This is a genomic window from Stenotrophomonas sp. 99219_Sma, assembly GCF_056480785.1.
Window position 1 is genome coordinate 4,314,796 of the sequence record NZ_CM151117.1, and the last position, 24,713, is coordinate 4,339,508.

The 24,713-nt window shown below is 66.3% G+C and carries 21 protein-coding genes; 10 read left to right on the top strand and 11 right to left on the bottom strand.

The window, feature by feature from the left end; translation table 11 throughout:
* Positions 1-73: 73 nt before the first annotated feature.
* Both ACZK13_RS19695 and yidA read right to left on the bottom strand, forming a co-directional pair.
* A complete protein-coding gene (locus tag ACZK13_RS19695; protein WP_253144102.1) occupies positions 74-2,392 on the bottom strand; it encodes a TonB-dependent receptor in 2,319 nt (772 codons plus the stop codon).
* Between the two features lie 497 nt (positions 2,393-2,889).
* Positions 2,890-3,723 carry a sugar-phosphatase gene (yidA, locus tag ACZK13_RS19700; RefSeq protein ID WP_253144104.1) on the bottom strand — a complete coding sequence of 278 codons (834 nt, stop codon included), beginning with the start codon at positions 3,721-3,723 and terminating at the stop codon, positions 2,890-2,892.
* Between the two features lie 149 nt (positions 3,724-3,872).
* Here yidA and ACZK13_RS19705 point away from each other — a divergent pair, with 149 nt between their 5' ends.
* A complete protein-coding gene (locus ACZK13_RS19705) occupies positions 3,873-4,535 on the top strand; it encodes an exopolysaccharide biosynthesis protein (protein ID WP_253144106.1) in 663 nt (220 codons plus the stop codon).
* Between the two features lie 140 nt (positions 4,536-4,675).
* On the opposite strand, the gene ACZK13_RS19710 is transcribed toward ACZK13_RS19705, so the two are convergent.
* A complete protein-coding gene (locus ACZK13_RS19710; protein WP_253144108.1) occupies positions 4,676-5,986 on the bottom strand; it encodes a PQQ-dependent sugar dehydrogenase in 1,311 nt (436 codons plus the stop codon).
* A complete protein-coding gene (locus ACZK13_RS19715) occupies positions 5,979-6,419 on the bottom strand; it encodes a DUF2231 domain-containing protein (RefSeq protein WP_049400823.1) in 441 nt (146 codons plus the stop codon). The genes ACZK13_RS19710 and ACZK13_RS19715 overlap by 8 nt, the downstream gene beginning before the upstream one ends.
* A 310-nt stretch (positions 6,420-6,729) precedes the next feature.
* On the opposite strand from ACZK13_RS19715, the gene ACZK13_RS19720 reads away from it, so the two are divergent.
* Both ACZK13_RS19720 and ACZK13_RS19725 read left to right on the top strand, forming a co-directional pair.
* Complete coding sequence (locus ACZK13_RS19720) at positions 6,730-8,496, top strand: S8 family serine peptidase (RefSeq protein WP_049400824.1); 1,767 nt, start codon at positions 6,730-6,732, stop codon at positions 8,494-8,496.
* The gene (locus ACZK13_RS19725; RefSeq protein ID WP_317618058.1) at positions 8,496-9,089 is read left to right on the top strand and encodes a S8 family serine peptidase; all 594 of its coding nucleotides are present in this window, start codon (positions 8,496-8,498) and stop codon (positions 9,087-9,089) included. Before ACZK13_RS19720 ends, ACZK13_RS19725 begins: the two co-directional genes overlap by 1 nt.
* 126 nt (positions 9,090-9,215) lie before the next feature.
* On the opposite strand, the gene ACZK13_RS19730 is transcribed toward ACZK13_RS19725, so the two are convergent.
* The 5 genes from ACZK13_RS19730 to cyoA form a co-directional block, all read right to left on the bottom strand.
* Positions 9,216-9,887: an SCO family protein gene (locus tag ACZK13_RS19730; protein WP_263010110.1), complete on the bottom strand. Its 672-nt coding sequence runs from the start codon at positions 9,885-9,887 to the stop codon at positions 9,216-9,218.
* A gap of 142 nt (positions 9,888-10,029) precedes the next feature.
* Positions 10,030-10,362: a cytochrome o ubiquinol oxidase subunit IV gene (gene cyoD, locus ACZK13_RS19735; RefSeq protein WP_006399830.1), complete on the bottom strand. Its 333-nt coding sequence runs from the start codon at positions 10,360-10,362 to the stop codon at positions 10,030-10,032.
* Position 10,363: 1 nt separating this feature from the next.
* Positions 10,364-10,999, bottom strand: coding sequence for a cytochrome o ubiquinol oxidase subunit III (gene cyoC, locus ACZK13_RS19740; RefSeq protein WP_005414759.1), 636 nt, complete (start codon positions 10,997-10,999; stop codon positions 10,364-10,366).
* Positions 10,996-12,972, bottom strand: a complete 1,977-nt coding sequence (cyoB, locus tag ACZK13_RS19745) for a cytochrome o ubiquinol oxidase subunit I (RefSeq protein WP_006474876.1) — start codon at positions 12,970-12,972, stop codon at positions 10,996-10,998. The genes cyoC and cyoB overlap by 4 nt, the downstream gene beginning before the upstream one ends.
* A 5-nt stretch (positions 12,973-12,977) precedes the next feature.
* On the bottom strand, positions 12,978-13,883 hold the full coding sequence (gene cyoA, locus ACZK13_RS19750; protein ID WP_071227643.1) for a ubiquinol oxidase subunit II: 906 nt from the start codon (positions 13,881-13,883) through the stop codon (positions 12,978-12,980).
* Positions 13,884-14,066: 183 nt separating this feature from the next.
* Here cyoA and ACZK13_RS19755 point away from each other — a divergent pair, with 183 nt between their 5' ends.
* The 4 genes from ACZK13_RS19755 to ACZK13_RS19770 are packed head-to-tail and all read left to right on the top strand — an operon-like array spanning position 14,067 to position 17,939.
* On the top strand, positions 14,067-15,482 hold the full coding sequence (locus ACZK13_RS19755) for an aminotransferase-like domain-containing protein (RefSeq protein WP_253144114.1): 1,416 nt from the start codon (positions 14,067-14,069) through the stop codon (positions 15,480-15,482).
* A 55-nt stretch (positions 15,483-15,537) separates the two neighbouring features.
* Positions 15,538-15,816 carry a hypothetical protein gene (locus ACZK13_RS19760; RefSeq protein WP_253144116.1) on the top strand — a complete coding sequence of 93 codons (279 nt, stop codon included), beginning with the start codon at positions 15,538-15,540 and terminating at the stop codon, positions 15,814-15,816.
* A complete protein-coding gene (locus tag ACZK13_RS19765; RefSeq protein WP_125895549.1) occupies positions 15,816-16,415 on the top strand; it encodes a DUF6436 domain-containing protein in 600 nt (199 codons plus the stop codon). The genes ACZK13_RS19760 and ACZK13_RS19765 overlap by 1 nt, the downstream gene beginning before the upstream one ends.
* 9 nt (positions 16,416-16,424) lie before the next feature.
* Positions 16,425-17,939 (top strand): aminotransferase-like domain-containing protein, encoded by a 1,515-nt coding sequence (locus tag ACZK13_RS19770; RefSeq protein WP_253144118.1) that lies wholly within the window; start codon positions 16,425-16,427, stop codon positions 17,937-17,939.
* A 223-nt stretch (positions 17,940-18,162) separates the two neighbouring features.
* Here the strand turns inward: ACZK13_RS19770 and ACZK13_RS19775 are convergent, their stop codons facing one another.
* Entirely contained in the window at positions 18,163-19,464 is a 1,302-nt protein-coding gene (locus tag ACZK13_RS19775) for an aminotransferase class V-fold PLP-dependent enzyme (RefSeq protein WP_253144120.1), read from the bottom strand.
* Positions 19,464-21,866 carry a TonB-dependent receptor plug domain-containing protein gene (locus tag ACZK13_RS19780; protein ID WP_478482106.1) on the bottom strand — a complete coding sequence of 801 codons (2,403 nt, stop codon included), beginning with the start codon at positions 21,864-21,866 and terminating at the stop codon, positions 19,464-19,466. The genes ACZK13_RS19775 and ACZK13_RS19780 overlap by 1 nt, the downstream gene beginning before the upstream one ends.
* Before the next feature lie 200 nt (positions 21,867-22,066).
* Between ACZK13_RS19780 and ACZK13_RS19785 the strand changes: the two genes are divergently transcribed.
* Genes ACZK13_RS19785 through ACZK13_RS19795 form a run of 3 tightly spaced genes read left to right on the top strand, consistent with a single transcriptional unit; the run spans position 22,067 to position 24,713 of the window.
* Positions 22,067-22,894 carry an AraC family transcriptional regulator gene (locus tag ACZK13_RS19785; protein WP_125895553.1) on the top strand — a complete coding sequence of 276 codons (828 nt, stop codon included), beginning with the start codon at positions 22,067-22,069 and terminating at the stop codon, positions 22,892-22,894.
* Between the two features lie 13 nt (positions 22,895-22,907).
* The gene (locus ACZK13_RS19790) at positions 22,908-23,987 is read left to right on the top strand and encodes an alpha/beta hydrolase family protein (protein WP_253144121.1); all 1,080 of its coding nucleotides are present in this window, start codon (positions 22,908-22,910) and stop codon (positions 23,985-23,987) included.
* 54 nt (positions 23,988-24,041) lie between these two features.
* Complete coding sequence (locus ACZK13_RS19795) at positions 24,042-24,713, top strand: VOC family protein (protein ID WP_125895555.1); 672 nt, start codon at positions 24,042-24,044, stop codon at positions 24,711-24,713.

Genomic DNA, 24,713 nt, shown 5'->3' on the forward strand with positions numbered 1-24,713 from the left:
AGGCGGGTTTGTGGACGGATCTGGGCACCTGCCTGGGGACCGCCAGGTGCATCCACGCATGGCGTGGATCTACTTAGAAGGTCATCGAGGTGCTGAACATCAGCTGCCGGGGCGCGCTGCGCTGCAGGGTCTGGTAATCCCCCGAGAACGACGAGCCGGCGATGGTGGCGGTGCCGATGTTGTGGCGGTTGAACAGGTTGCTCACGTCCAGCCGCAGCTCCAGGCCCGGCACGGTGCTGTCCGCACCAAAGCGGTAGGCGGCATAGGTGTTGACCTGCCAGAAGGTCGGCACGCGGATGTCGTTCTCGTAGGTGAAGGGCTGGCGCAGGTAGGAGGTGCTGGTGGCACCGAAGCGCCAGTCGCCGAAATGCGCCGACAGGTCGCTGACCAGCGAGATCTGCGGATAGCCCGGCTGGGCGTTGCCCTTGATCGGGTACACCGTGTCGCCCACCACGAAATCGCTGTCGTAGTACGAACGGGCCACGGCCACGCCCTGGTAGAACTGCAGGTGGTCGGTCAGGTCGGCGGTGATGCCGAGGTCGGCGCCGATCACGTGCATCTTCGGCATCAACCGCACGGTGTTGATCTGCGCGAACTGGGTGCCGATGGCGGCCGACAGCAGGCGGTTGCGGATGTCGTTGTAGAACACGTCACCGGTGATCGTCAGCCGGTCGAAGCGATGCGACGCGCCGACGGTCAGATTCCAGTTCTTCTCCGGGCGCAGCGTGCCGGCCACGCGGTCGAACTCTTCCTGGTCGGTGATGGTCCACGCGGAGGCGGTGTAGCCGATGTTGCCGCGCTGCGCCACGCGATAGCCGTTCATGGTATTGGCCAAGTCGATGAAGGCGTCGGTGGATTCGGTCGGGCTCCAGAACAGCGAGACGTGCGGCAGGAAGTTGCTCTTCGCGCGCAGCGTGCCGTTCACCGGGCGATCCTTGGCATCACCCAGGCCGCCACCGCTGGTGCGGAAGTCCACGGCCTTGAAGCCGACACCCAGCTTCAGCGTGTCGTTCAACACGATGTCGTCCTGCAGGTAGAACTGGCGCGAGCGGGTCACCCAGCTCGATGCGTTGTCGGTCTTGAACGCAGGTCCGTACACATCGAACGGACCGGTGGCCTTCAGCGGCGGGCCCTCGCCAAGCAGCGGCTGCTGGTACCACTCGGTCTTGGCTGCGGCCTTGCTCTTCTCCTGCCAGAAACCGGCGGTGAAGGTGTGCGCGCCGGTCTCGAACTGCAGGTTGACCATGCCACCCAGCCGATTCACACGCGGCGTCTGCACCTGTTCGGAGAACGGTGCGCCGTTTGGCGACGGCACGGTCGGGTCGGTCAGCGTAGCCTGGGTGTGGCTGTTGGCGTTGTACAGCTGCACGTTGCCGCTCAGCGCCGGGGTGATCTGGAAGCGATGGTTGATCGAGGACACGCGGTCGCGGGTGATCTGGCCAGTGTCGTACGGGATCAGTTCGGACAGCTCACCGCAGGTGTAGGCGCCGCAGGATTTGTCGGCGTTCTCCGGCGAGGCGACGTACCAGGCCCACGCATAGTCCGGATAGAAGATGTCGGCCTTCCAGCCCAGCTTGCGGATCATGTCGAAGGAGATGTTGTTGTAGCCCCAGACCTTGGCTTTGCTGTCGGACAGGAACACGGTGAAGTCACCCCAGGCGACATCCTGCTGCAGCTTCAGGTCGCCGCGCAGGAAGTTCTGGGTGCCCTCGCCCTGGTACTTGTCGGCGGACACGCGCTGCAGGTCGACCAGCACCTTCGGACCGTGCTCACCGAGTTGGCCGCTCTGCCCGGATACGGTGGTGACCAGCGTGTTGTTGCTGCCCACGCCCTGCTTCACGCGCAGGCTGGGCGTGTCCTGCAGCTCGCGCAGGCGGTATTCCAGGCTGCCGCCGTTGACGCTGCTGGAGAACACGCTGACCGGTGCGCCACCGGGGCTGACCGTGATCGCGCCGATGCCATCGGGCACGCCCACGTTCACCACGCTGGTGCCGGTGAGCGAGAGGAAGCCGTTGTCGTTCAGCGGCACGCCTTCGAAGGTGATGCCCATTTCGTTCATGCGGAAGCCGCGCACGAACAGGCTCGTGGCCGAGATATCCAGGCCCAGCCCATCGGTGGCGGTGTAGCTGGCGCCCGGCACCTGCTTGAGCATGGCCAGGCCATTGTTGCCGGTGACCATCGCGTCGAGGTCTTCAGCCTTGATGATGTAGCGGTTGGGGCCAACCACCTGGGTAGGCGCAACGGCCGCGCCGCGTGGCGTGGCGATGACCTGCAGCGCGTTCAAGGTGGTGGGGGTGTCATGTGTGGCATCGTGCGTTTCTGCGGCGTACGCAGGTGCGGTGATGGCCGTGATGATGGCCAGAGCGAGGCGCGTCGTGGGTGGGGTGTTCATGGGCAGATCCAGCTGCAGGGAGAGAGCGGCGCAGGCGCACGCCCAGCGCGTTGCAGCACCGGTGTCGGCGCCCTGGCTGGCGATGCGATTGCGTTGAAGGAGTGACGGCGCGGTGCGCGCCGGTCAGCAGACGAAGGCGATCATCTGCCGTGGGATTCGATGGGGTGATTTCGACGTGCGAAATTCTTGCATCGCAGTGCCGCATTCGCCATTGCGCGGTGGTACAGCGCGGATGGCGATGGGGATGGGTGGGTTATACGTGGGTATAGCCTGGGTCGGCGCATACGGTGCGCGTGTGCCAACCAAGGTTGGCACCTACCGAGGCGGACGGGACCCGGTAGAGGCCGACCTTGGTCGGCGCTTGCCGTCTGCGTGTGCCAACCAAGGTTGGCACCTACCAGGGCGGATGGGACATGGTAGAGGCCGACCTTGGTCGGCGCATACGGTGTGCGTGCGCCAACCAAGGTTGGCACCTACCAGGGCGTAGGAACGCGCTGTTACTGCAGGACGAAACGCTCAATGGCGCGCGCCACGCCTTCGTCGGCATTGCTGGTGGTCTCGAACCGCGCCACCGCCTTCACCGCGTCGATGGCATTGCCCATCGCCACGCTGGTACCGGCGTACTGCAGCATGGTCAGGTCGTTCTCCTGGTCACCGATGGCCATCACGTTGGCGCGGTCGATGCCCAAGTGCTCGGCCAGCTTCTGCAGGCTTGGGCCCTTGCCGGCGCGGTGGTCGAACACTTCCAGGAAGAACGGTGCGCTCTTCAGCACCGCGAAGCGCTCGGTCAGTTCGCTGGGCAGGCGCGCGATGGCGGCATCCAGCACGTCGGGCGCGTCGATCATCATCAGCTTGATGAACGACATGGACGGGTCCATGTCGGTCACGCGGCGATAGGACAGCGGCATCCGCGAGAGATGCGAGTCGGCCACGGTGTAGTAGCTGATGTCCTGGTTGGGCGTATACATGCGCTGGCTGTCCAGCGCCTGGAAATGCACGCCCAGGTCGCGGGCCACCTGCTCGCAGAACAGGAAGTCGTCGAAGCTGAGCGGATACTCGACCACGGTTTCGCGCGTACCGATGCGCTGCACCAGGCCACCATTGCAGGCGATGCAGTAGTCGTCGTCGCCGGTGATGCCCAGCTCGTGCAGGAATGGTTCCAGGCCCGGAACCGGGCGGCCACTGGTCAGCACGATGTGCACGCCCAGCGCGCGCGCCTGCGCGATCGCCTGTTTGGCCCGCGCGGTGAGCGTGTGGCTGGGGTCCAGCAGGGTGCCATCCATGTCGATGGCGACCAGTTCGATGGTCGATTGCCTGCGGCCCATGTCCATTGCGTTCAACTCGTGCGGGGCACGCCAGTTTAACCCCTCATGCCCGGTTCACCTCTTTGCCCACGTTGGCCGGGATACTGCGGGAGCCTGTGCGTCCCCCACCGCAGGACGGCCCATTGACCGCCCTTCCCTGGAGAACCTTGCGACGCATGACCTACCGTGCCCCCGAAACCAATGACAGCGCGCCCCTGGCCCAGCAGATCGAGCAGATGATCGACGAGCTGCCCGGCGACCAGGTGAGCGTCGGTACCCTGCTCAGCGCGCTGGGCGATGAGGGCCTGCTGCTGATCGTGATCCTGCTCTCGGCCATCTTCATCATTCCGGTGTCGATTCCCGGGCTGAGTACGGTGTTTGGTGCCTCGATCCTGCTGATCGGCCTGAGCCGCGTACGCAACCGCCCGCTGTGGGTGCCGCAGAAACTGGCGCGCCGCGAGATCGCCACCGACAAACTGAAGGCCAACCTGGGCCGTGCGCTGAAATGGGTGCACCGCATGGAGCGCCTGTCGCGGCCGATGCGGCTGGCGGTGATGGTGCGCTCGAAGAAGATGATGCGCCTGAACAACCTGATGCTGGTGTTCGCGACCCTGCTGCTGATGGCGCCGGCCGGGCCGATTCCGTTCAGCAATACGTTGCCGGCACTGGCGCTGATGTCGTTTGCGATCGGCTTCATCCAGCGCGATGGTGCGGCGGTGGCGGCTGGTTATGGTTTCGTGGTGGCTACGGTGGTGTATTTCGGCGTGCTGCTGGGTGGCGTGGGGTTTGCTGCCGAGTCGGTGTTCAGTGGGCTGCGCGCGGCACCTTCGGAAATGTAGAGCCGAGCCCAGGCTCGGCTGCTTATGGTCTTCTGTAGAGTCGAGCCATGCTCGACTGCTGCTGGCAAAAGCAGTCGAGCATGGCTCGACTCTACAAGGGCCAGATCCAACGCAGTCGAGCGTGGCTCGACGCTACAGAACTACTTGGCTGACACCCGCCACACCACGTCGCCCACGTCATCGGCGACCAGCAATGCACCCTCGGCATCCATGGCCATGCCCACTGGCGCGCCCATCAGCGTCTTCTCGTCCTTCGAGGCGAAACCACTGACCACGGTCTGCGGCCGCCCGGTCGGCTTACCGTCCTTGAACGGTACGTAGACCACTTCGTAGCCGCTCAGCGGCGAACGATCCCAGCTGCCGTGTTCGCCGATGAAGGCGCCGCCGTGGTACTGCGCCGGCAGTGCCTGGCCGGTGTAGAACAGCAGGCCCAGCGGTGCCACGTGCGAGCCGATGGCGTAGTCCGGCGTGATGGCTTTCGCCACCAGGTCCGGCCGCTGCGGCTGCACGCGCTCGTCCACGTGCTGGCCGTAGTAGCTGTAGGGCCAGCCGTAGAAGCCATCTTCCTTCACCGAGGTGAGGTAATCAGGCACCAGGTCGGCACCGATCTCGTCGCGTTCGTTTGCCACCGCCCACAGCTTCCCGGTGCTCGGCTCCCAGTCCAGTCCGGTCGGGTTGCGGATGCCCGACGCAAAGATGCGGCTGCCACGGGTGGCGACGTCCACTTCCAGCACCACCGCGCGGCGGTACTCGACGGCCAGGCCGTTCTCGGTGATGTTGCTGTTGGAGCCCACGCCCACGTACAGCTTGCTGCCATCGCGGCTGGCCAGCAGTTCCTTGGTCCAGTGGTGGTTGATGGTGCTGGGCAGGTCGGTGAACTCGCGGCCCTTGTCGGACATGCGGGTCTCGCCCGGCACGTAGTGGTACTGCACGATATTGCCGGTGTTGGCCACGTACAGCGTGTCACCGATCAGCTGGATGCCGAACGGCGAATGCAGGCCTTCGATGTACACGTGCTGGGTCCACGTGGAAGTGCCAGGCGCACGGCGCAGCAGGGTGACCCGGTTGCCGCCCTTGCCGGCCTTGCCCGAGCGTGCCTTCACCTTGCCGGCGATCCACTGCTTGGGCGTGGTGACCGGTTCTTCGCCGGGGCCATTGCCCTCCACCACCAGCACATCGCCGTTGGGCAGAGTCAACAATCGCCGCGGATGCTGCAGGTTGGCGGCGATGCGTTCGATCTTCAGGCCTTCGGCCACCGTGGGTGACTGGCCCTCGGCCCAACCCACGCCGCGCGGCACCTGCATCGGCGGCATCAGGAAGTTCTTCGGTGCCGGCAGAGGCGGCTTCGCACCGGATTGGTCGGTGGGGTGGTATTCGGCCTTGCCGGCACAGGCCGACAGCATCACGGCCAGCGCCAGGGCGCCCACGGTAGGCAGGATGTGCTTAGCCATGACGACCTCCCTGCAGCACCGGCGGCTGCAGTGACAGCAGGATCAGGCCCAGTGCGATCAGGGCCACGGTCAGCGCCGACAGGATCGTGCCCGGCACCGCGACGGCATAGGCATCGCGGCTGTGCACGAAGGCGTTCCAGATGGCCAGCACGACCGCGACCAGGTTGAGGAAGAAGTCGATGCGGTCGATGCGGGTGGCGGTGCCGTTGCGGCGCCAGACCGCGAACAGGTTGATCAGGCGCGGAATGATGGCGATCAGCAGGCCGAAGGTGATCAGCCAGGCGGCGGCCTTGCCCCACATCACCTCGGCGCTGTTGAGGTAGATCGCGTCGAAGATCAGCGCGCCGACGAAGAAGCCGAAGGGTATCGGGTTCAACAGGCTGAACAGCGTGGTGCCGAGGCCGCGATGGGCCTGGGCCAGAGGGTTGACCATCATCGTGCTCCGATGCGGAAGAGTGCACGGGCTGTAGTAGCACAGCCGGATGTGAGGGGGCGCGATGATGCCGGGTAGATCCACGCCATGTGTCGATACGCGTGCCAACCAAGGTGGGCACCTACCAGATGCGGGCCGCTGCAGTCGTCATTACCCCACGGCATAAGCGTTTGTGACGCAATCGGCACATCTGCAGATTGGGAGTGTGAAGAGGTAGGGGGTTGTTCGTTGTGTCGCGTTTGGCTCGTTGCGATGGGGCAGTTCCGCCCCGCCGTCCTGCCATGCCGATTCACAACAGAAGGATTCGTGTATGAAGCGACACACGCAACGCTCCGCGCCACCGCGCTCCGCGCGCCTGGCCCTTGCCACTGCCCTGGTGCTGGGCAGCCTGGCCGTCACCGCCCAGGCCCAACAGGCCGATCCGCTGGCCGGGCGTCAGTGGCATCTGCTCAACACCGGACAGGCCGTACTGGGCGATACCCTGCCGGTGGCTGGCAACGATCTGAACGTGGATGGCCTGTTCCGCAATGGCATCCGTGGCCAGGGCGTCACCATCGCCATCGTCGATGACGGCCTGCAGATCGCACACCCGGACCTGGCCGCCAACGTTGCGGCGGTCGCCGGCAAGAACTTCGCCAACCAGAGCAACAACCCTTCACCGTCCAATCCCGACCGCGACAATCACGGCACCATGGTCGGCGGCATCGCAGGTGCAGTAGGTGCCAACAATCTGGGCGTGCGCGGCGTGGCCTCGGCGGCCACCCTGAAGGGCTTCAATTTCCTGGCCTCCAATGCCCAGGGCAATTCGAATTCCAACATCGAGTACTCGTGGTGGGACGGCGCCGAAGTGGCCGACGTGGGGGTCTTCAACAACAGCTGGGGCTCCAGCCCGGGCAACCCCAACCTGCCGCTGGCCTACAGCCAGAACGACATCGCCGCCTATGAGCAGGCCATGTCCGGCACCCGTGGCGGCCGCGGTGGCATCTACGTGAAGGCCGCCGGCAACAACCACAACAACGGCGCACGCTCGGATGGCACCGACATCTGCTCGGCAGACACCAAGAACCGCAACACGGGTTGCATTCCGGCCGGCCGCGACCCGCGTAACAACCTGTTCAACGTGATCACCGTTGCCGCCGTGCGCGCCGATGGCGTGCGCTCGTCCTACTCGTCCACCGGCTCGGCGCTGTGGGTGTCCGGCTTCGGCGGTGAGAATGGTTGGCAGCGGCAGGTCGTGCCGGGGCAGCTGGCGATCCGCTACGATCCGGCCATCCTCACCACCGATGTCACCGGCTGCGCGCAGGGCAGCAACAAGAACACGAGCCTGCGCAACACCTTGGACGGCGACCAGTCTGCCATCGACAGCACCTGCAACTACACAGGCAAGATGAACGGCACTTCGGCGGCCACGCCGATGGTGTCGGGCGTGGCGGCACTGCTGCTGGAGACCAACCCGAACCTGTCCTACCGCGATGTGAAGTACATCCTGGCCACCACCGCCACCCGCACCGATCCGAACCGGGCAGCGGTGACCCACTCCGACGGCCGCGTGCTGGTGCCGGGCTGGACGGTGAATGCCGCCGGCCGTGCCTACAGCAACTGGTACGGTTTCGGTGTGGTCAATGCAGCACGCGCGGTACAGGTCGCAGAGGACTTCCAGCCGCTGGGTGCACTGGTGGATAGTGGCTGGCGCAACACGACGCGCACTGTGGCCATCGGCAATACCTCGGCGGCCGCGGCGCGCCTGACCTTCCAGCTCGCCAACGGTGCGCGCAACATCGAGAGCGTGCAGCTCGGCTTCCGCGTCAACCACAGCAACACCCGCCAGCTGCAGTTCGTGCTGATCTCGCCCAGTGGCACCCGCAGCGTGGTGCAACCGGCATTCACCGCCATCGGCTCTGGCCTCAATGGTGTCCAGCGCAACTTCACCAACTGGGACCTGCTGTCCAGCAATGCCTTCCTGGATGAGAACGCCACGGGCACCTGGACGCTGGAAGTCACCGACCTGGGGCAGGCCGCGAACGCTGCATCGCGTGGCAACCTCGAATTCTTCAAGATCCGCGTTCTGGGGCACTGATGATGAAGACGACCATTCTGTTGAGCACCCTCGCCCTCGCGGCGATGACCACCACCGCCTGGGCACAGAGCTCGGGCCAGACACCTCCGGCGAAGACCTTGTCGACCGTAGACACGCAGCAGTTGAAGGCGGAGGCCACTGGCCGTTCGTTCAATGTGGGCGGCTCGCGCTTCCAGCTGGCACCGTCGGCAACCGTGCAGCAGGCCAGCGGCGGCCAGTTCCGGATCACCACCGGGGCTGATGCCAGCGCGGCGGCCGTCGGCACCCGCAGCAAGCGGTCCACGGATGCGTCTACCGGTGTGGCCGCACGTGCGGATGCCGGTGCCAGCAAATTTGCGGCCGCTGTCTCCAACGATGGCGCACCGATCGTGGCGACCTCGCGGGTCAAGGTGTTCTTCACCGATGCGGCCGCCGCCCAGCGTGCGGCCACCGCCACCGGCGGCACCGTGGTGAAGGTATCCAAGGCCTCGGGCCGCGCGATTGTGGAGTATCCGTCGGTGAACGCGGCACTGGATGCGACCACTAAGCTGCTGTCGACCGCCGGCATCAAGGCGGCCGAGCCGGACGTGGTGCAGTGGGAAGAAACCAAGTAAGGCGTTGAGTGGTGCCCCTGGCCGGTTGGCTCTCCTGGCCGGCCGGGGGATTGGTGTGTGGGGGTGTGCCGACCAACGGTCGGCATCCACCAGATTCATTCACCGCGTGTCGACCAAGCTCGACACCTACCGGGCGGCGAGCGTGTCGCTTTGCTTGAGGTGGCAGCTGGCCAGCGGGCCGTTGCCGGCGGCCGGATGGCCAGGCTCCAGCAGCAGGCGCTGCACGTCCGAGAACAGCTTGTCCACCGGCATGCCATAGGGCGCGAACAGGCGCAGGCGGCCCTGGCGGTCGAACACGTAGCCACCGGCGATATGGCTCATGGTGTAGGTCTCCGGCACCGGGCCGGGTTCCTTTTCGTAGAACGCCTTGAAGTCGCTGGCCATCGCGGCCAGTTGTGCTTCGTTGCCGACCAGTGCGATCGCCTTGGGGTCGAACGCTTCCACATAGGTGCGGGCGACTTCGGGCGTGTCGCGTGCGGGATCGACACTGACGAACACTACCTGCAACTGGTCGGCATCCTTGCCCATCAGGTGCTTGACCTGGCTGAGCTCGACCATGGTGGTCGGGCACACGTCCGGGCAGCTGGTGAAGCCGAAGAACAGATAGGTCACCTGCCCCTGCAGGTCCTTCGGGCCACGCACGGTGCCGTGGCTGTCGGGCATCGACCACTGCTGGCCGAGCTCTTCGCAGGCGATGTCTTTCGAGTAGAAGTCCATGCGCGACTGCGCACTGCAGCCGGCCAGCAGGCCGACGGCCAGTCCTGCCAGCAGTGGCAGGCGGAAACGGGGGGAGAACAACCAGCGGGCAACAGCAGCAGGACGCTTCACGGGTACCACCAACGCATACGCGGGCGGGGTCTCGGTCAGGCCTGCCCTTGGGGGAAAGAGGACGGAGGTGCCGGGGTGATCGCGCGGTCCATGCCGATCACCCCAGCCACGGTCAGTTGATCATCATGTGGTAGTGCATGCTCCAGATGATCCAGACCGACAGTGCGACGACGATGAACAGGATCACCAGGGTGAACACGAAGCTGGCCAGGTTCCAGCCACCTTCGGACTTGCGGTCCATGTGCAGGAAATAGACCAGCTGAACCAGGATCTGCGCCACCGCGAAGCCGACCAGCAGGAACAGCGTGAGCGGCCGCGACAGCACCGGGTTCATCACCAGCGCGAACGGCACCACGGTCAGCAGCGCGCACAGCACGAAGCCGATCAGGTAGGACTTGGTGGAGCCGTGCGCATTGCCGGCGCGCGAGGTTTCGACGTGGGCCATGTCAGAAGGCTCCGATCAGGTAGACGAAGGTGAAGACGCAGATCCACACCAGGTCCAGGAAGTGCCAGAACAGGCTCAGGCACGACACGCGGGTGATGTTGGTCGGGGTCAGGCCGCGGCGGTAGACCTGGTGCATGACCACCGCCATCCAGATCAGGCCGCTGGCCACGTGCAGGCCGTGAGTGGCGACCAGCGCGAAGAACGCCGACAGGTAGGCACTGGTGCTGGGGCCTGCGCCTTCGTGGATCAGGTGCGAGAACTCGTAGATCTCCATGCCGATGAACGAGGCACCGAGCACGAAGGTCACGCCCAGCCAGCGCAGCACCGCCGAGGTATCGTGGCGATGCATCGCCAGCACGGCCTGGCCGTAGGTGATGCTGGAGACCAGCAGCAGGAAGGTCTCGGCCATCACGAACGGCAGCGAGAACAGCTCCTTGCCGGTGGGGCCGCCGGCGTAGGCGGTGCTGAGCACCGCGTACGAGGCGAACAGCGAACCGAACAGCACCAGGTCGGACATGAGGTAGACCCACATGCCGAACACCTTCATGCCGCCCTGTTCGTGGCCATGGTCGTGTTCGTGGTGGTCCTCGTGCGCCTGCGTGTCGCTGGCCAGCTCGGGGCGGGTCAACAGGTTCATGCGCGTACCTCCTTCAGCTTGGCCAGGTTGGCCGCTTCGGTGCGCGCCACCTCTTCGGAACTGACGTAGTAGTCCACGTCCTCGTCATAGGACCGCACGATCAGGGTCACGATCATCGCGATGAAGCTGGCCGCGGCCATCCACCAGATGTGCCAGACCAGGGCGAAGCACAACACCAGGATCCAGATGTTGAGGATCAGCGGCACGCCGGTGTTCTTCGGCATGTGGATCGGTGCGTACTTCTTCGGCGGCGGCGGCAGGCCACGCTTCTTCGCTTCGTGGAAGGCATCCAGCTCATCGGCCTTGGGCACCACGGCGAAGTTGTAGAACGGCGGCGGCGACGGCGTGGCCCATTCCAGCGTGCGTGCGTTCCACGGGTCGCCGGTCAGGTCCAGGTTGCGCTTGCGGTCGCGCACGCTCACGTAGATCTGTACCAGCATCAGGATGATGCCCGCGAACACGAACAGTGCACCGATGAAGGCGGCGATCAGGTACGGCGTCCACGCCGGGTTGTCGTACTGGTTCATGCGGCGGGTCATGCCCATGAAGCCGAGCATGTACAGCGGCATGAAGGCCAGGTAGAAGCCGATCACCCAGCAGGCGAACGACCACTTGCCCAGGCGCTCGTTGAGGGTGAAGCCGAACACCTTCGGGAACCAGTAGGCGAAGCCGGCCAGGTAGCCGAACAGCGCGCCGCCGATGATGGTGTTGTGGAAGTGCGCGACCAGGAACAGGCTGTTGTGCAGCAGGAAGTCCGCGCCCGGAATGGCCAGCAGCACGCCGGTCATGCCACCGATGGTGAAGGTGACCAGGAAGGCGATGGTCCACAGCATCGGCACGCTGAACTCAACGCGACCGCCGTACATGGTGAACAGCCAGGTGAAGATCTTCACGCCGGTGGGAATGGCGATGATCATCGTCATGATGCCGAAGAAGGCATTGACGCTGGCACCGGAGCCCATGGTGAAGAAGTGGTGCAGCCAGACGATGAACGACAGGATGCCGATCGCCAGGGTGGCGCCCACCATCGACTTGTAGCCGAACAGCTTCTTGCGCGCGAACGTGGCGGTCACTTCAGAGAAGATGCCGAACGCCGGCAGCACCAGGATGTACACCTCCGGATGGCCCCAGGCCCACACCAGGTTCACGTACATCATCGGGTTGCCACCCAACGTGTTGGTGTAGAAGTTGAAGTCCAGGTAGCGGTCCAGGGTGAGCGCCCCCAGCGCCACGGTCAGGATCGGGAAGGCGGCGATGATGATCACGCTGGTGACCAGCACGGTCCAGGTGAACACCGGCATCTTCATCAGGGTCATGCCCGGCGCACGCATGCGCAGGATGGTGATGAACAGGTTGACGCCGGTCAGCAAGGTGCCGATGCCCGAAGCCTGCAATGCCCAGATGTAGTAGTCCACGCCCACGCCTGGACTGAACTCGATGCCCGACAGCGGCGGATAGGCCACCCAGCCGGTCATGGCGAATTCGCCAACGCCCAGCGAGATCATCATCAACGCGGCGCCGACCACGAAGATCCAGAAGCTGAAGGCGTTGAGGAACGGGAACGCCATGTCGCGCGCGCCGATCTGCAGCGGCACGATGATGTTCATCAGGCCGACCACGAACGGGGTGGCCACGAAGAAGATCATGATCACGCCGTGCGCGGTGAAGATCTGGTCGTAGTGCTCAGGTGGCAGGAAGCCGTCACTGCCCGGGCCAGCCGCGGCCAGCTGCGCGCGCATCATCAGCGCATCGGCAAAGCCGCGCACCAGCATGACCAGCGCTACCACCACGTACATGATGCCGATCTTCTTGTGGTCCACGGTGGTGAACCAGTCACGCCACAGCGGGCCCCACAGCTTGAAGTACGTCACCGCGCCGAGCAGCGCGAGGCCACCCAGCACCATGGCCGCCAATGTGACCACGACGATCGGCTCGTGCAGCGGCACGGCCTCCCACGTCAATTTACCCAACATGTTCGTTACTCCTGGGAAACCTGGGCACCGCCGGCAGCGCCCGCCGGGGTCGCAGCAGCGGTGTTCTCACCAACGCCGATGAACTGGTCGATGACCTTCTTGAACAGCAGTGGTTCAACACTGGAGAAGTGCTGCACCGGTGCGTTCTTCGACGGTGCGGCCAGCGCCTTGAACTGCGTGAAGCTGAGCGCGTCCGGCGCGCTGCGCACCTCGGCCACCCAGCGCTCGAAGTCTTCGTTGCTGCTGGCGGTGGCGATGAACTTCATGTTCGAGAAGCCATGCCCGCTGTAGTTGCCGGACATGCCGCGGAACTGGCCGGGCTCGTTGGCGATCAGGTGCAGCTGCGTGCGCATGCCGGCCATCGCGTAGATCTGCCCACCCAGCTGCGGGATGAAGAAGGTGTTCATCGTCGAGTTGGAGGTGATGTTGAACGCCAGCGGGCGGTCGACCGGGAAGTTGAGCTGGTTGACCGTGGCGATGCCGAGGTCCGGATACACGAACACCCACTTCCAGTCGGTGGCGATCACGTCCACGTGCAGCGGCTCACCGGCCACGTCCAGCGGCTTGTAGGGGTCCAGCTCGTGGGTGGACTTCCACACGATCACCGCCAGCACCGCGATGATGATCAGCGGCACGCCCCAGACCACGATCTCCACTTTGGTGGAGTGCGACCAGTCAGGCATGTATTTGGCTTTGGTATTGCCGGCGCGGTAGCGCCAGGCGAACACGAAGGTCAGCACGATGGCCGGTATCACCACGATCAGCATCAGGCCGATGCAGATCAGGATCAGGTCGCGCTGGGCGAGCCCGACCATGCCCTTCGAATCCAGCAGCACCCAGTCACAGCCCGACAGGCCGACGCAGGCCAGGGCGACCAGCGCCAGGCGGATGCGGTTCCAGCAGATATTCATTGGAGGTCAACCCTGTTGAAGAAGCGCGCTTGACCGGCTCGCCTGCGCGCAGCGCCCGGGCGTGGAGCGGCTACACTGTGGGTACGAGGTCGCCTACAAGCAGGCGAACCACTCCAATCAAGCCCATACAAGATACATCATTGTATGGACTTGTGCATCTGTACGTATGGAAAAAACTGACCGATGACGCCACCTGCCGCCGGCCGCCGCCTGAAACACCCCAATCGCACCTGGGTTCGCCCCTTCCGCGAGGGCGCCGGCCCGCTGTACCTGCAGATTGCCCAGCAGGTGCGCGAGGCGGTGGATGACGGCGTGCTGCGCCCGGGCGACCGCCTGCCGCCGCAGCGCGACCTGGCCCAGCAGGTGGGCGTGGACCTGACCACGGTCACCCGTGCCTTCGCCGAGCTGCGCCAGGCCGGCCTGCTCGACGCCCAAGGCGCTGGCGGTACCTTCATCGCGCTGTCGGCCGGCAACCGCAGCACCTCGGTGGACCTGAGCATGAACATCCCGCCGCTGCTGGGCAGCGCGCCGTTCGCACAGGGCATGGAGGCCGGTTTCCAGCACGTGGGCCAGCAGCTGGGCCAGGGCGAACTGATGAGCTACCACGTCGGCGCCGGCACCCGCGAGGATCGCGCCGCCGCGGTGCAGTGGCTGGCGCCGATGCTGGGGACGGTCGGTGCCGACCAGGTGGTGATCTGCCCCGGTGCGCAGACCGCACTGTGCGCGCTGATCCTGGCCCGCACCCAGCCGGGCGAGCTGATTGCCGCCGAGCAGCTGACCTACCCGGGCCTGCTGGCCGCCGCGCGCGTGCTGCAGCGGGGCGTGGTGCCAGTGGCGATGGACGCCGAAGGCATGCTGCCCGACGCACTGGAGGAGGCCTGCCAGCTACGCCGCCCGCGCCTGCTGTACCTGGTACCGACCATCCAGAACCCGACCACAGCGACGATGTCGGCACAACGCAGGCAGGCCCTGCTGGCGGTCGCCAAGCGCCACGACCTGACCGTGATCGAAGACGATCCCTACTGGTTGCTGGCCGGAGACGCCGCGCCGCCGTTGGCCGCGCACCGCGATGCCGGCTGCCCGGTCTATTACATCTCCACCCTGTCCAAGTGCCTGGCCCCGGGCCTGCGCACCGCCTACCTGGTGGTGCCGGCCGGCGAGCCGATGGAACCGGTGCTGGATGCGCTGCGCGCGATCGCACTGATGCCGACCCAGTCGATGGTAGCGGTGGCCTCGCAGTGGATCCGCAGCGGCCAGGCCCAGGACATGGTGCAGCGCTTCCAGCAGGAACTGCGCGAGCGCCAGGCCATTGCCGCCCGTTACCTGCCGGCCCGCGCCCAGGCGCATCCGGCCGGCCTGCATGTGTGGCTGCCGCTGCCGCCGCGGCTCGACCAGTACCGGTTGATCCAGGCCGCACAGGAGCAGGGGCTGGGCATTGCCAGCTCCGATGCCTTCAGCGTGGAAGAACCGCCACCGGGCAACGCGATCCGCCTGTCGTTGGGCGGCGCGGTCGACCAGGGCGCGCTGGCCGGGGCGCTGGCCAAGCTGAACGAGATCCTGTCCGAGGCCCCCGAGGCACGCCACAACGCCATCGTCTGAACGGGGCGCATGGCGCTTTATCCATACAAGATGATATTTTGTATGCAATGTATGGATGAAGGGACGTGCATCGATGCGCGCCGAGAAAATGAAATTCCACCTGGTGATGGCCGGGTGCGGTGGCTTTGTGGTGTTGATGCTGGCCGCGCTGGCCTGGGTCTGCCTGCAGCCGCAGACCGTGGATGTGCAGGCCGCCGAACGCCACGCCATCGAGCAGTGCGTGCAGCGCAGCGAGGATCCGTCGCGTAGCGAGATCCAGCGCCGCGCGCAGGCCGATTCCTGCCGCGAGATGCGCAAGCAGTACGTGCACAAGTTCGGCCGGGAAGATTCCTGATGGGCGCAGCCGCGCCGCGTCGCCGCTGGCTGCTGCCGACGATGATCGCCCTCGCCTGCCTGTTCATGGCCGGCGTGGCAGCTGCGTTGTGGCAGTACTTCGGCTACAGCGCGCAGTCCACCTTCACCGAACAGGCCATCGTCTTCGACGATTCGCAGCTGCGCCTGCCGGCCGATCTGGCCGGTGATACCGGCAGCATCCGCGTGGTGCATTTCTGGGACCCGGCCTGCGGCGTGTGCAACCGCGAGACCGGTGCGCACCTGAGCTACCTGATCAGCATGTACCGCCGCGCCGGCATCGACTTCTATGCCATCCGCCGCCCGGGTACGCAGGGCGAGCTGCCCGAGCCACTGCGCAACAAGGTGATCAACCTGCCGACCATCGACGGCATCGAACACATCCCGGCCAGCCCCGCCGTGGCCATCTGGGACCGGCACGGCCACCTGGCGTACGCCGGCCCGTACAGCATCGGCATGGTCTGCAACTCGGCCAACAGCTTCGTCGAACCGCTGCTGGACAGACTGGTGCGCGGCGAGACCGTGCGCCCGAAAGGACTGCTTGCCGTGGGCTGCTACTGCCCCTGGCAGGCCAAGCGCTAAGGACGCGCAATGACATCACTGACGCTGGCCGGTGTGGCCCCCGCAAACAACAACGGCGGTCACCTGTCCGAACCGACCGATGGTTATGGACAGGCTCCCGCCGTTGGAAGCAACGATACGCCCCGACATGCTCCGTACATGCCGCGACCGGATGTCGCAGCCCGCGAATGGGTGCAGGACGTACTCGCGCACAGCGGGCCGATCTACCTGCGCATCGTCAACTCGCTGGAACGCACGGTGCGCCGCGGTGGTCTCGCACCGGGACAGCGCCTGCCTTCGCAGCGCGCGTTGGCGCAGCAGCTCGGTATCGACCTGACCACGGTGACGCGGGCCTTCGATGAAGCGCGCAAGCGCGGCCTGATCGAGGCGCGCGGTCCGCAGGGCAGTTTCATCGCACCGCCCAAGGCTGGCTTCGACCAAGTGGTGGACCTGAGCATGAACGTACCGCCAGTGCCCGACGCCGATGCGCTGGCCGAGACGCTGCGGCGTGGTGCGGCCGCCGTACTCGCACGCAGCAACGCACCGAACCTGATGACCTATCACCTGGGCGGCGGCAACCCCACCGACCGCCACGCAGCGGCGCGCTGGCTGCAGCCGATGCTGGGAAAGGTGGACGATGCCTGCCTGCTGCTGACCGAAGGTGCACAGGTGGCGCTGGCGTCGATCCTGGTCAGCCAGGGACGCGACGACGACGCGATCCTGTGCGATGCGCTGGTCTATCCGGGCCTGCTGCAGGCGGCCGCCGCACTGGGTCGGCGCTTGCTGCCGGTGGACAGCGACGAGCACGGCATGTGCCCCGAGGCGCTGGCGCGGTTGGCACGCGAAAGCGGTGCGCGGCTGGTCTATCTCAATCCCACCTGCCAGAACCCGACCGCACTCACCCTGCCGCTGCATCGGCGCGAAGCGCTGGCGCGCGTGCTGGAAAGCGAACGACTGCTTGCGATCGAAGACGATCCGTACTGGCACCTCACCGAGGAGGCGCCGCTACCGCTGGCAACACTGGCACCGCGTCATGTGTTCTACGTGGCGACGCTGTCGAAGGTGATCAGCCCCGGCCTGCGCACCGCCTTCGTGCGTTGTCCGAGCGCGGCGCATGCCGAGGCGATGACGGCTGCACTGCGGGCAACGCGGTTGATGGGCCATCCGCTGGTCTCGGCGCTGGCCAGCCAGCTGCTGCTGGATGGTTCGGCGCAGTCACTGCTGACGCAGGTGCGCACCGAGGCGCGCGAGCGCATGCGCATGGCCCGCTACCTGCTGGCGCCATCGCTGCTGCAGCGGGCTGAAGGCCTGCATGCCTGGTGCCGCGTGCCGGCGCCGTGGACCGATGCCACGCTGGTGCGCACCGCGCAACTGCAGGGGCTGGCGATTGCACCGTCATCGGCGTTCTGCCCGCCGGGGGTACAGCATCAGAACGGGGTGCGGTTGTCGCTGGGGCTGGCGGCGGATCGTCGGCAGCTGGAAAGTGCGCTGCGTCGCATCGATCGGTTGTTGTTGTCGGATGCGTTGCCGGCGATCGAGCGGTAGGTGGAGAGCATCCACGCATGGCGTGGATCTACGGGACCCGCTTCGGTAGATGCCAACCTTGGTTGGCAATGCCCGTGCACGCCATGCGTGGATGGAATGTGCCGGCCAACGGTCGGCACCCACCAGGCTGGGGGAGGATCGGTAGCGCCGGGCCATGCCCGGCGGAAGATTCCCCGGCACGGACGGAATGTGCCAACCAAGGTTGGCACCCACCAAAGCAGGGTCAGGCCAGGGCGGAGAGCGCCTGCACCAGCGCATCCATCTGCTCCGGCCGGGTGAACACAGACGGCGTCACCCGCACGCATGCGCCGGAGTCCAAACCGTCACGATGCGTGGTGAACACGCGATGCTCATCCAGCAGGCGCTTCTGCAGCGCGATGTTGTCGGCCACGCTGGTACGCCCGCGCAGGCGGAAGCTGGCCAATGCACTCGCCAACGCCGGATCCGGTGAGGACAGCACTTCGATATGTGCCATCTGCCGCGCCGGTACCGTCCAGCGCTCGCGCAGGTAACGCAGGCGCGCCTGCTTGTTGGCCACGCCGATGCGCTGATGCAGGGCAATGGCATCCGGCAGTGCCAGGTAGGCGGCGAAGTTGACCGTACCGGTATGCACGCGACTGCCCACGCGGCCATCGTCGGTTTCACCCATGTAGGGATCCAGGTCGGCCACACGCCCCTTGCGCACGTACATCGCGCCGACGCCCACCGGCGCACCGATCCACTTGTGCAGGTTGATGCCGACGAAATCGGCCTTCAGCTGCGGCACCGCGTAGTCGATCTGGCCAAACCCATGCGCGGCATCGACGATCACATCGATACCGCGCGCTCGCGCGCGTTCGGCGATCTCCGCCACCGGCAGCACCAGCCCATGGCGATGGCTGACCTGGGTCAGCAGCACCAGCTTCAGGCGTGGCAGCCGCGCGAATGCGGCCTCGTAGGCCTGCAGGATCTGCGCGTGGTCGGGCACGGCCGGCAGCGCGATACGCTCGACCTGCACGCCGCGACGCTGCTGCAGCCAGCGCATCGCGCCGATCATGCTGTCGTAGTCGATGTCGGCGTAGAGCACCTGGTCGCCGGGCTGCAGACGGTTGTAGCCGCCAATCAGGGCCAGCATCGCCTCGGTGGCGCCGCGGGTCAGTGCAATCTCGTCGGCACCCACGCCCAGCAGCTCGGCCACCTGCCGCTGCACCGCCATGTACTGCGCCGGGAACTCACGACGGCCGTACCAGGCGTTGCCACGGTTCACTTCAGCGGTGTGGCGCTGGTAGCTCGCCAGCGTCTCGCGGCCCATCGCGCCCCAGTAGCCGTTCTCCAGGTGGTTCACTTCATCGGTGATATCGAAGTGACTGGCCACGGAGGCCCAATAGCCTTCATCGCGGGCCAGCACGTCCGGCGCCACGGTCGTTGCGGGAATCTGCATGGGCGCAGCGTAACGCGTGGCAGCCATGGCGGGCAGTGAAGACAGTGCGGCTGCGGCGGGCAGCAGGGTGCCGGCACGCAGCAGGGAGCGGCGCGTGCGGTCCATCAGAAGCTCAACCGGTACTGCGCGTACAGGTTGGCACCATCGGTGTCGTACGGCGCGTTCCGCGAGTAGACCAGGCCGCGGCTGGCCTGGAACACCGCCTCATCCGGATAGCGGTCCAGCACGTTGTCGGCCCCCACGCGCAGGCTGTGGTGCTCGTTGATGCGATAGCCCACGGCCAGGTCGAGGAAGCTCATCGCGCCGAAGCGCTGGTAGATATCGCCCACCGCATTGCCGCTGGCGTCGGTCCAGGCACCGTAGTAGCGCATGCGCGCCATCAGCGACCAGGCGCCGACATCCCAGCTGCCGGTCAGGCTGCCCTTGTGCTCGGGCAGGCGGTCTTCAAACAGCACGCGCTGGGTCTCGTTGGTGGCCACCGAGGTGCTGCCGTTGTCCACGCGGGTGCGGTTGTAGTTGTAGGCCAGGGTCAGCGTCATGCGACCCGCGCCGAGGTCGCGCAGGTAGTTGCCGACCACGTCCACGCCGGTGGTGGTGGTATCGAAGTCGTTGGTGAAGTAGTTCACCGAGGTATAGCCCAGCGGATTGGGAGTACCAGCCGGAATGGCGAAACTGGCCGACTGGCTGAAGCGGTCGGTGAGCTTGATCTGGTAGACGTCGACCGAACCGGACAGGCCCAGGTCGGTGCGCCAGGTCAGGCCCAGCGACGCGGTACGCGATTCCTCCGGCTTCAGCGGCCTGGCACCGAGCAGCTGCGCCAGCGGATCGTTCGGCGACAGACGACCACTGGTGAAGATCTGCAGCGTGCGCGTATCCAGGCCTTGGGTGGTGCTGGTGGTGTTGAGCTGCGCCGGGGTCGGTGCACGGAAGCCAGTGGACACCGTACCGCGCAGGGCCACGTCCGGGGTGATCGCGAAACGCGCCGAGAGCTTCCCGTCCAGCGTGCTGCCGAAGCTGGAGAAATCCTCGTAGCGGCTGGCCGCGCCGATGCTCCAGCGCTCGCCCAACGGCACTTCCATATCCACGTAGGCCGCCTTGCTGCGCTGGCTCCACTGCCCGGCCTGGCTGACCGAGAAGCCCGGTGCGCCGTTGGAATTGGCTTCCAGCCCTGCCGCCGCGCCCGGGCCCACCGCGTACGAGGCCGCATCACCGGCGCGCACCTGGTAGGTCTCCTGGCGGAACTCGCCACCGAAGGCGACGTTGATCGGCTTGGACAGCGCAGCCACATCCCACTCGTAGTTGAAGTCGGCGTTGGCGTTCTTCTCCGTCTGGGTCAGGCGGCCGAGATCGAACGCGGTCGGGCTGGCCGGGCCGAGCGAGGCGTTGATGGAGTTCTTCAGGCTGTAGTCGATGGCATTGCGGCCATACGAGGCGCTGACATCCCAGCGCAGCTTCGGCGTGATCTCGCCACGCAGGCCACCGACCAGCTGCAGGTCGTTCTGGACGTTGCCGTACTGCGGACTGAAGCCCACCGGATAGATCGAACGCAGGTTCCAGCCGGGGAAGATCGCCGTGGTGCGGTAGGCACCGGTGGTGGTATCCGGATTGCGCCAGTTGAAATCGCTGACGCCATCGCTGTGGCTGTACAGGCCGAACGCATACAGCTCCAGCGTGTCGCTGGCATTGGCCTTCACGTTGAAGCCGACACGGCGGCTTTCCAGTTCTGGCTGGCCCCAGCGCTGTACCGGGTTGGGCACGTCCAGATCCGGATGCGCGGCCTGGAAGGCAATGGCATCGGGGCGTTGGCGGGTGCGCGAGGTGGCGTCGGAGTTGGACGATTCGGCGAACAGCACCAGGCTGCCGTAGTCACCCAGCGACCAGCCGGTGCGTGCGCTGAAATCGCGCGAGGCGCCATCGCCCTGCGCGTACTGCGAGTAGCCGGCGGTGATCTCGGTACCGGGGCCATCCTCGAGAATGATGTTGATGACGCCGGCGATGGCGTCCGAGCCGTACTGCGCCGACGCACCATCGCGCAGCACTTCGATGCGCTTGATCACACTGGTCGGAATCTGTGCCAGATCGGCCGCCTGCGCGCCACGGTTGCCGAGCAGCGCGCTGCGGTGGAAGCGACGACCGTTGACCAGCACCAACGTCTGATCCGGCGACAGGCCACGCAGCGTGGCCGGGCGCACGAACACCTGACCGTCCGCCATCGGCAGGCGCTGCACCACGAACGACGGCACCAGCTGCGCCAGCACGTCCTTCAGGTCGGTGGATTCAACGGACTTGATATCTTCCTTGGTGAACACGTCCACCGGCGCCAACGTTTCGAACTGGGTGCGGTTGGAGGCGCGGGTGCCGGTGACCAGCATCGCATCGAGCTGGGTGGGCGCCGCACGGCTGCCCGCCGGGGCATCGACCGCATCGGCCTCCGCTGCGATCGCGCCTCCTGCGCTGGCCATGGAAAGGGCGAGGAGGATGGAACGCGAAAGCTTCGAACGATGCACGGCAGGGCTCCGGGAGGACGCGACAGGGCCAGCACCTGCAGGGATATCGCAGGCCTGGACAAGGCGCGCAGTCTCGGCGCGATCTGTGAAGGAGCCATGACGTCAGTGCGACAGCTTGATGCCGCTTGAGCGCAAGAACTGCTAAACGCGCTGCCTGCCGATCCGCTACTGTGCCGGCATTGGATTCGGGGAACGGAAGGATGAGCGCGGCAGGCAAGGCGTTGTGGTACATCGAAACCCATGCGGACCAGCCGTTGGCACTGGCCGATATTGCCGCTGCGGCGGGGCTGTCGCCGTTCCATCTGTCGCGCCTGTTCCAGGCCCGCACCGGCACCTCGGTGGTGCGTTATCTGCGGGGACGGCGCCTGACCGCTGCCGCGCAGCGGCTGGCCAACGGGGCGGGCGACATCCTGCAGGTGGCACTGGGCGCGGGCTACACCACCCATGCCGCGTTCACCCGCGCCTTCAGCGAACAGTTCGGGCAGACCCCGGAGCGGGTACGCGAACAAGGCACCGATGGGCTGGCGCTGGTGCAGGCGATCCGCGTGGACGATGCGCCGACTGCCTGCGGTGAAGCGCCGCGCCTGCTCGATACCCCTGCCTTCCAGGTCGCGGGTATCGGCATGCGGCATACCCGCGACAGCGGCGGTGCGATACCCGGACAGTGGGCGCAGCTCAACCGGGAATGGCCGACGCCGGCACCGATCAGCTTCGGCGTGTGCTGCAACAGTGATGACGATGGCGGCTTCGACTACATCGCCGCACTGCCGGCCAGCGCGGTGCCGAGCGTACCTGCGCACTGGCAACGCGTGGACATTCCGCCGCGCCGCTACCTGGTGGCCTGGCACGGGGGGCACATCTCGACCATCCGCTCGACCTGGTTCTGGCTGCTGGATCACTACCTGCCCGGCTCCGGGCTCAGCCTGGCCGATGCCCCCGATCTGGAACGCTACGACATGCGTTTCGATGAGCACAGCGGCAACGGCGGCGTGGAAATCTGGCTGCCGGTGGACGAACGCCCACGCTGACAAGGAGTTGAGGATGCGCATGACAGCCACTGTGATGGGAATGATGCTGATGGCCTCCGCGGGGGCCGCCAGCGCTGGCGAGCCTTGGAAGGCAGGCGAACGCCACGGCACCACCACAGTGGCCAGCGCCGCGGTTCGCGATGCGCAGCATCGCGACGCCCTGCTCTACACGGTCTGGTATCCCGCGCCCGCTGGCAGCACGGAAACCGCCCTGACCATCGGTCCGCCCGATGCGCCGCTGTTCGACGTCGGCCGCTCAGCCACGGATGCCCCGATCGCGGACAAGCGCCTGCCGACCCTGCTGCTCTCCCACGGCAACGGCGGTAGCGCGCGCATGATGGGCTGGTTGGGCACGGCATTGGCGCGCGCCGGGTATCTGGTAATCGCGGTCGATCATCCCGGCAACAACGGCGTGGACGAGATGACCCTGCCCGGCAGCGTACTGAGCTGGTTGCGTGCGGATGACCTGCGCTCGGCACTCGCTGCAGTACAGGCCGATCCGCTGCTGGGTCCGCATGTCGACCCTGAGCGACTGGGTGTGGCCGGGTTCTCGGCCGGAGGCTACACCGCGCTGCTGGCCGCCGGTGCACGCCCCGACCTGCAGCGGCTGCTGGCCTTCTGCCGCGCGCACCCGGATGACGGCGTCTGCCGGCCACAACAGGAAACCGCCACGCACACGATGGACGCGCGTGTTGCCGCTGCGGGCTCACCCGCGATGTCTCCCTGGATCTCCCACGCCAACGACTCGCGCGCGATCCCCGGCGTGCGTGCGGCATTCCTGCTGGCACCCGCGATCGTGCAGGCGTTCGCGCCCGAGCAGCTGTCCTCGCTGAGGCAGCCAGTGTCGATCGTGCTGGGCGAGGCTGACACGGTTGCGCCACCGCAGAGCAATGGCGAGGCTGCACAGACACTGATTCCGGGCGCTGTGCTGCAGCGTCTGCCGGATGTCGGTCACTACGACTTCCTGGCGGCCTGTACAGCGGTTGGTGTGCAGAGGCTGCCCGAGCTCTGCAGCAGTTCGGTTCCGAAGGCGGACACCCACGCGCAGGCAGTGGATGCCGCGGTGCGATTCTTCGCCGAAGCACTGCGGTAGTGGCCGCCGGGCATGGCCCGGCGCTACAGTGGGCGCATCCACGGAGGATCGGCCATGCGCCTGCTTCACCTCACCCTGCCAGTGTCCGACGTCACCACCGTCGCCGCGTATTTCCACGATGTGCTGCAGCAGCGCGTGGTCGGAAATCATGTGCACATCGGCTGGAGCACGATCGAACTGCAGCCGGCGGCTGATCATCCGGTCGGTGGCGTGCACCTGGCCTTCAACGTCGCGGACAACCGCTTCGGCGAGGCGATGACCTGGTTGCGTGAACGCACGCCACTGCAGCGCAATCCGGCGGGACTGGACTACTTCGCGCTGGAAAGCAGCTGGCAGTCGCAGTCGGTGTACTTCACTGGTCCTGACGGCCTGATCCTGGAACTGATCGGCCGCCGCCGTTTGCCGGCCAGTACGCGTCAGGGCGCCTTCCACGGCAGCGAACTGACCTGCCTGAGCGAAGTCGGCCTGCCCAGCCACGATGTCGACGCTGTGCGCGAACAGTCCAGCCTGCGGTTCGGCCTGCAACCGATCAGCCCGCCGTCGCCGCAGTTCGCGCCGATGGGCGACGATGAGGGCCTGCTGATCGTGGTTGCGGCGGATCGTCGCTGGTTCCCCGAGCAGAAGGACCTGCCGAACGCGCGCGGCTTGCAGCTGCAGGTCGGCGACGTCGCCGGCCCGGGTGTTGTGGAGGACGCCTCGCTCGGCTGGCGGGTGCAGGCGACCTGA

Coding starts and splice junctions, on each gene's coding strand:
- ACZK13_RS19755 (WP_253144114.1), top strand. CDS start 14,067: ATGACGCCACCTGCCGCCGGCCGCCGCCTGAAACACCCCAATCGCACC.
- cyoC (WP_005414759.1), bottom strand. CDS start 10,999: ATGAACCTGTTGACCCGCCCCGAGCTGGCCAGCGACACGCAGGCGCAC.
- ACZK13_RS19705 (WP_253144106.1), top strand. CDS start 3,873: ATGACCTACCGTGCCCCCGAAACCAATGACAGCGCGCCCCTGGCCCAG.
- ACZK13_RS19725 (WP_317618058.1), top strand. CDS start 8,496: ATGATGAAGACGACCATTCTGTTGAGCACCCTCGCCCTCGCGGCGATG.
- ACZK13_RS19720 (WP_049400824.1), top strand. CDS start 6,730: ATGAAGCGACACACGCAACGCTCCGCGCCACCGCGCTCCGCGCGCCTG.
- cyoB (WP_006474876.1), bottom strand. CDS start 12,972: ATGTTGGGTAAATTGACGTGGGAGGCCGTGCCGCTGCACGAGCCGATC.
- ACZK13_RS19765 (WP_125895549.1), top strand. CDS start 15,816: ATGGGCGCAGCCGCGCCGCGTCGCCGCTGGCTGCTGCCGACGATGATC.
- ACZK13_RS19795 (WP_125895555.1), top strand. CDS start 24,042: ATGCGCCTGCTTCACCTCACCCTGCCAGTGTCCGACGTCACCACCGTC.
- ACZK13_RS19785 (WP_125895553.1), top strand. CDS start 22,067: ATGAGCGCGGCAGGCAAGGCGTTGTGGTACATCGAAACCCATGCGGAC.
- ACZK13_RS19770 (WP_253144118.1), top strand. CDS start 16,425: ATGACATCACTGACGCTGGCCGGTGTGGCCCCCGCAAACAACAACGGC.
- ACZK13_RS19790 (WP_253144121.1), top strand. CDS start 22,908: ATGCGCATGACAGCCACTGTGATGGGAATGATGCTGATGGCCTCCGCG.
- cyoD (WP_006399830.1), bottom strand. CDS start 10,362: ATGGCCCACGTCGAAACCTCGCGCGCCGGCAATGCGCACGGCTCCACC.
- ACZK13_RS19695 (WP_253144102.1), bottom strand. CDS start 2,392: ATGAACACCCCACCCACGACGCGCCTCGCTCTGGCCATCATCACGGCC.
- ACZK13_RS19710 (WP_253144108.1), bottom strand. CDS start 5,986: ATGGCTAAGCACATCCTGCCTACCGTGGGCGCCCTGGCGCTGGCCGTG.
- yidA (WP_253144104.1), bottom strand. CDS start 3,723: ATGGACATGGGCCGCAGGCAATCGACCATCGAACTGGTCGCCATCGAC.
- ACZK13_RS19775 (WP_253144120.1), bottom strand. CDS start 19,464: ATGGACCGCACGCGCCGCTCCCTGCTGCGTGCCGGCACCCTGCTGCCC.
- ACZK13_RS19760 (WP_253144116.1), top strand. CDS start 15,538: ATGAAGGGACGTGCATCGATGCGCGCCGAGAAAATGAAATTCCACCTG.
- cyoA (WP_071227643.1), bottom strand. CDS start 13,883: ATGAATATCTGCTGGAACCGCATCCGCCTGGCGCTGGTCGCCCTGGCC.
- ACZK13_RS19715 (WP_049400823.1), bottom strand. CDS start 6,419: ATGGTCAACCCTCTGGCCCAGGCCCATCGCGGCCTCGGCACCACGCTG.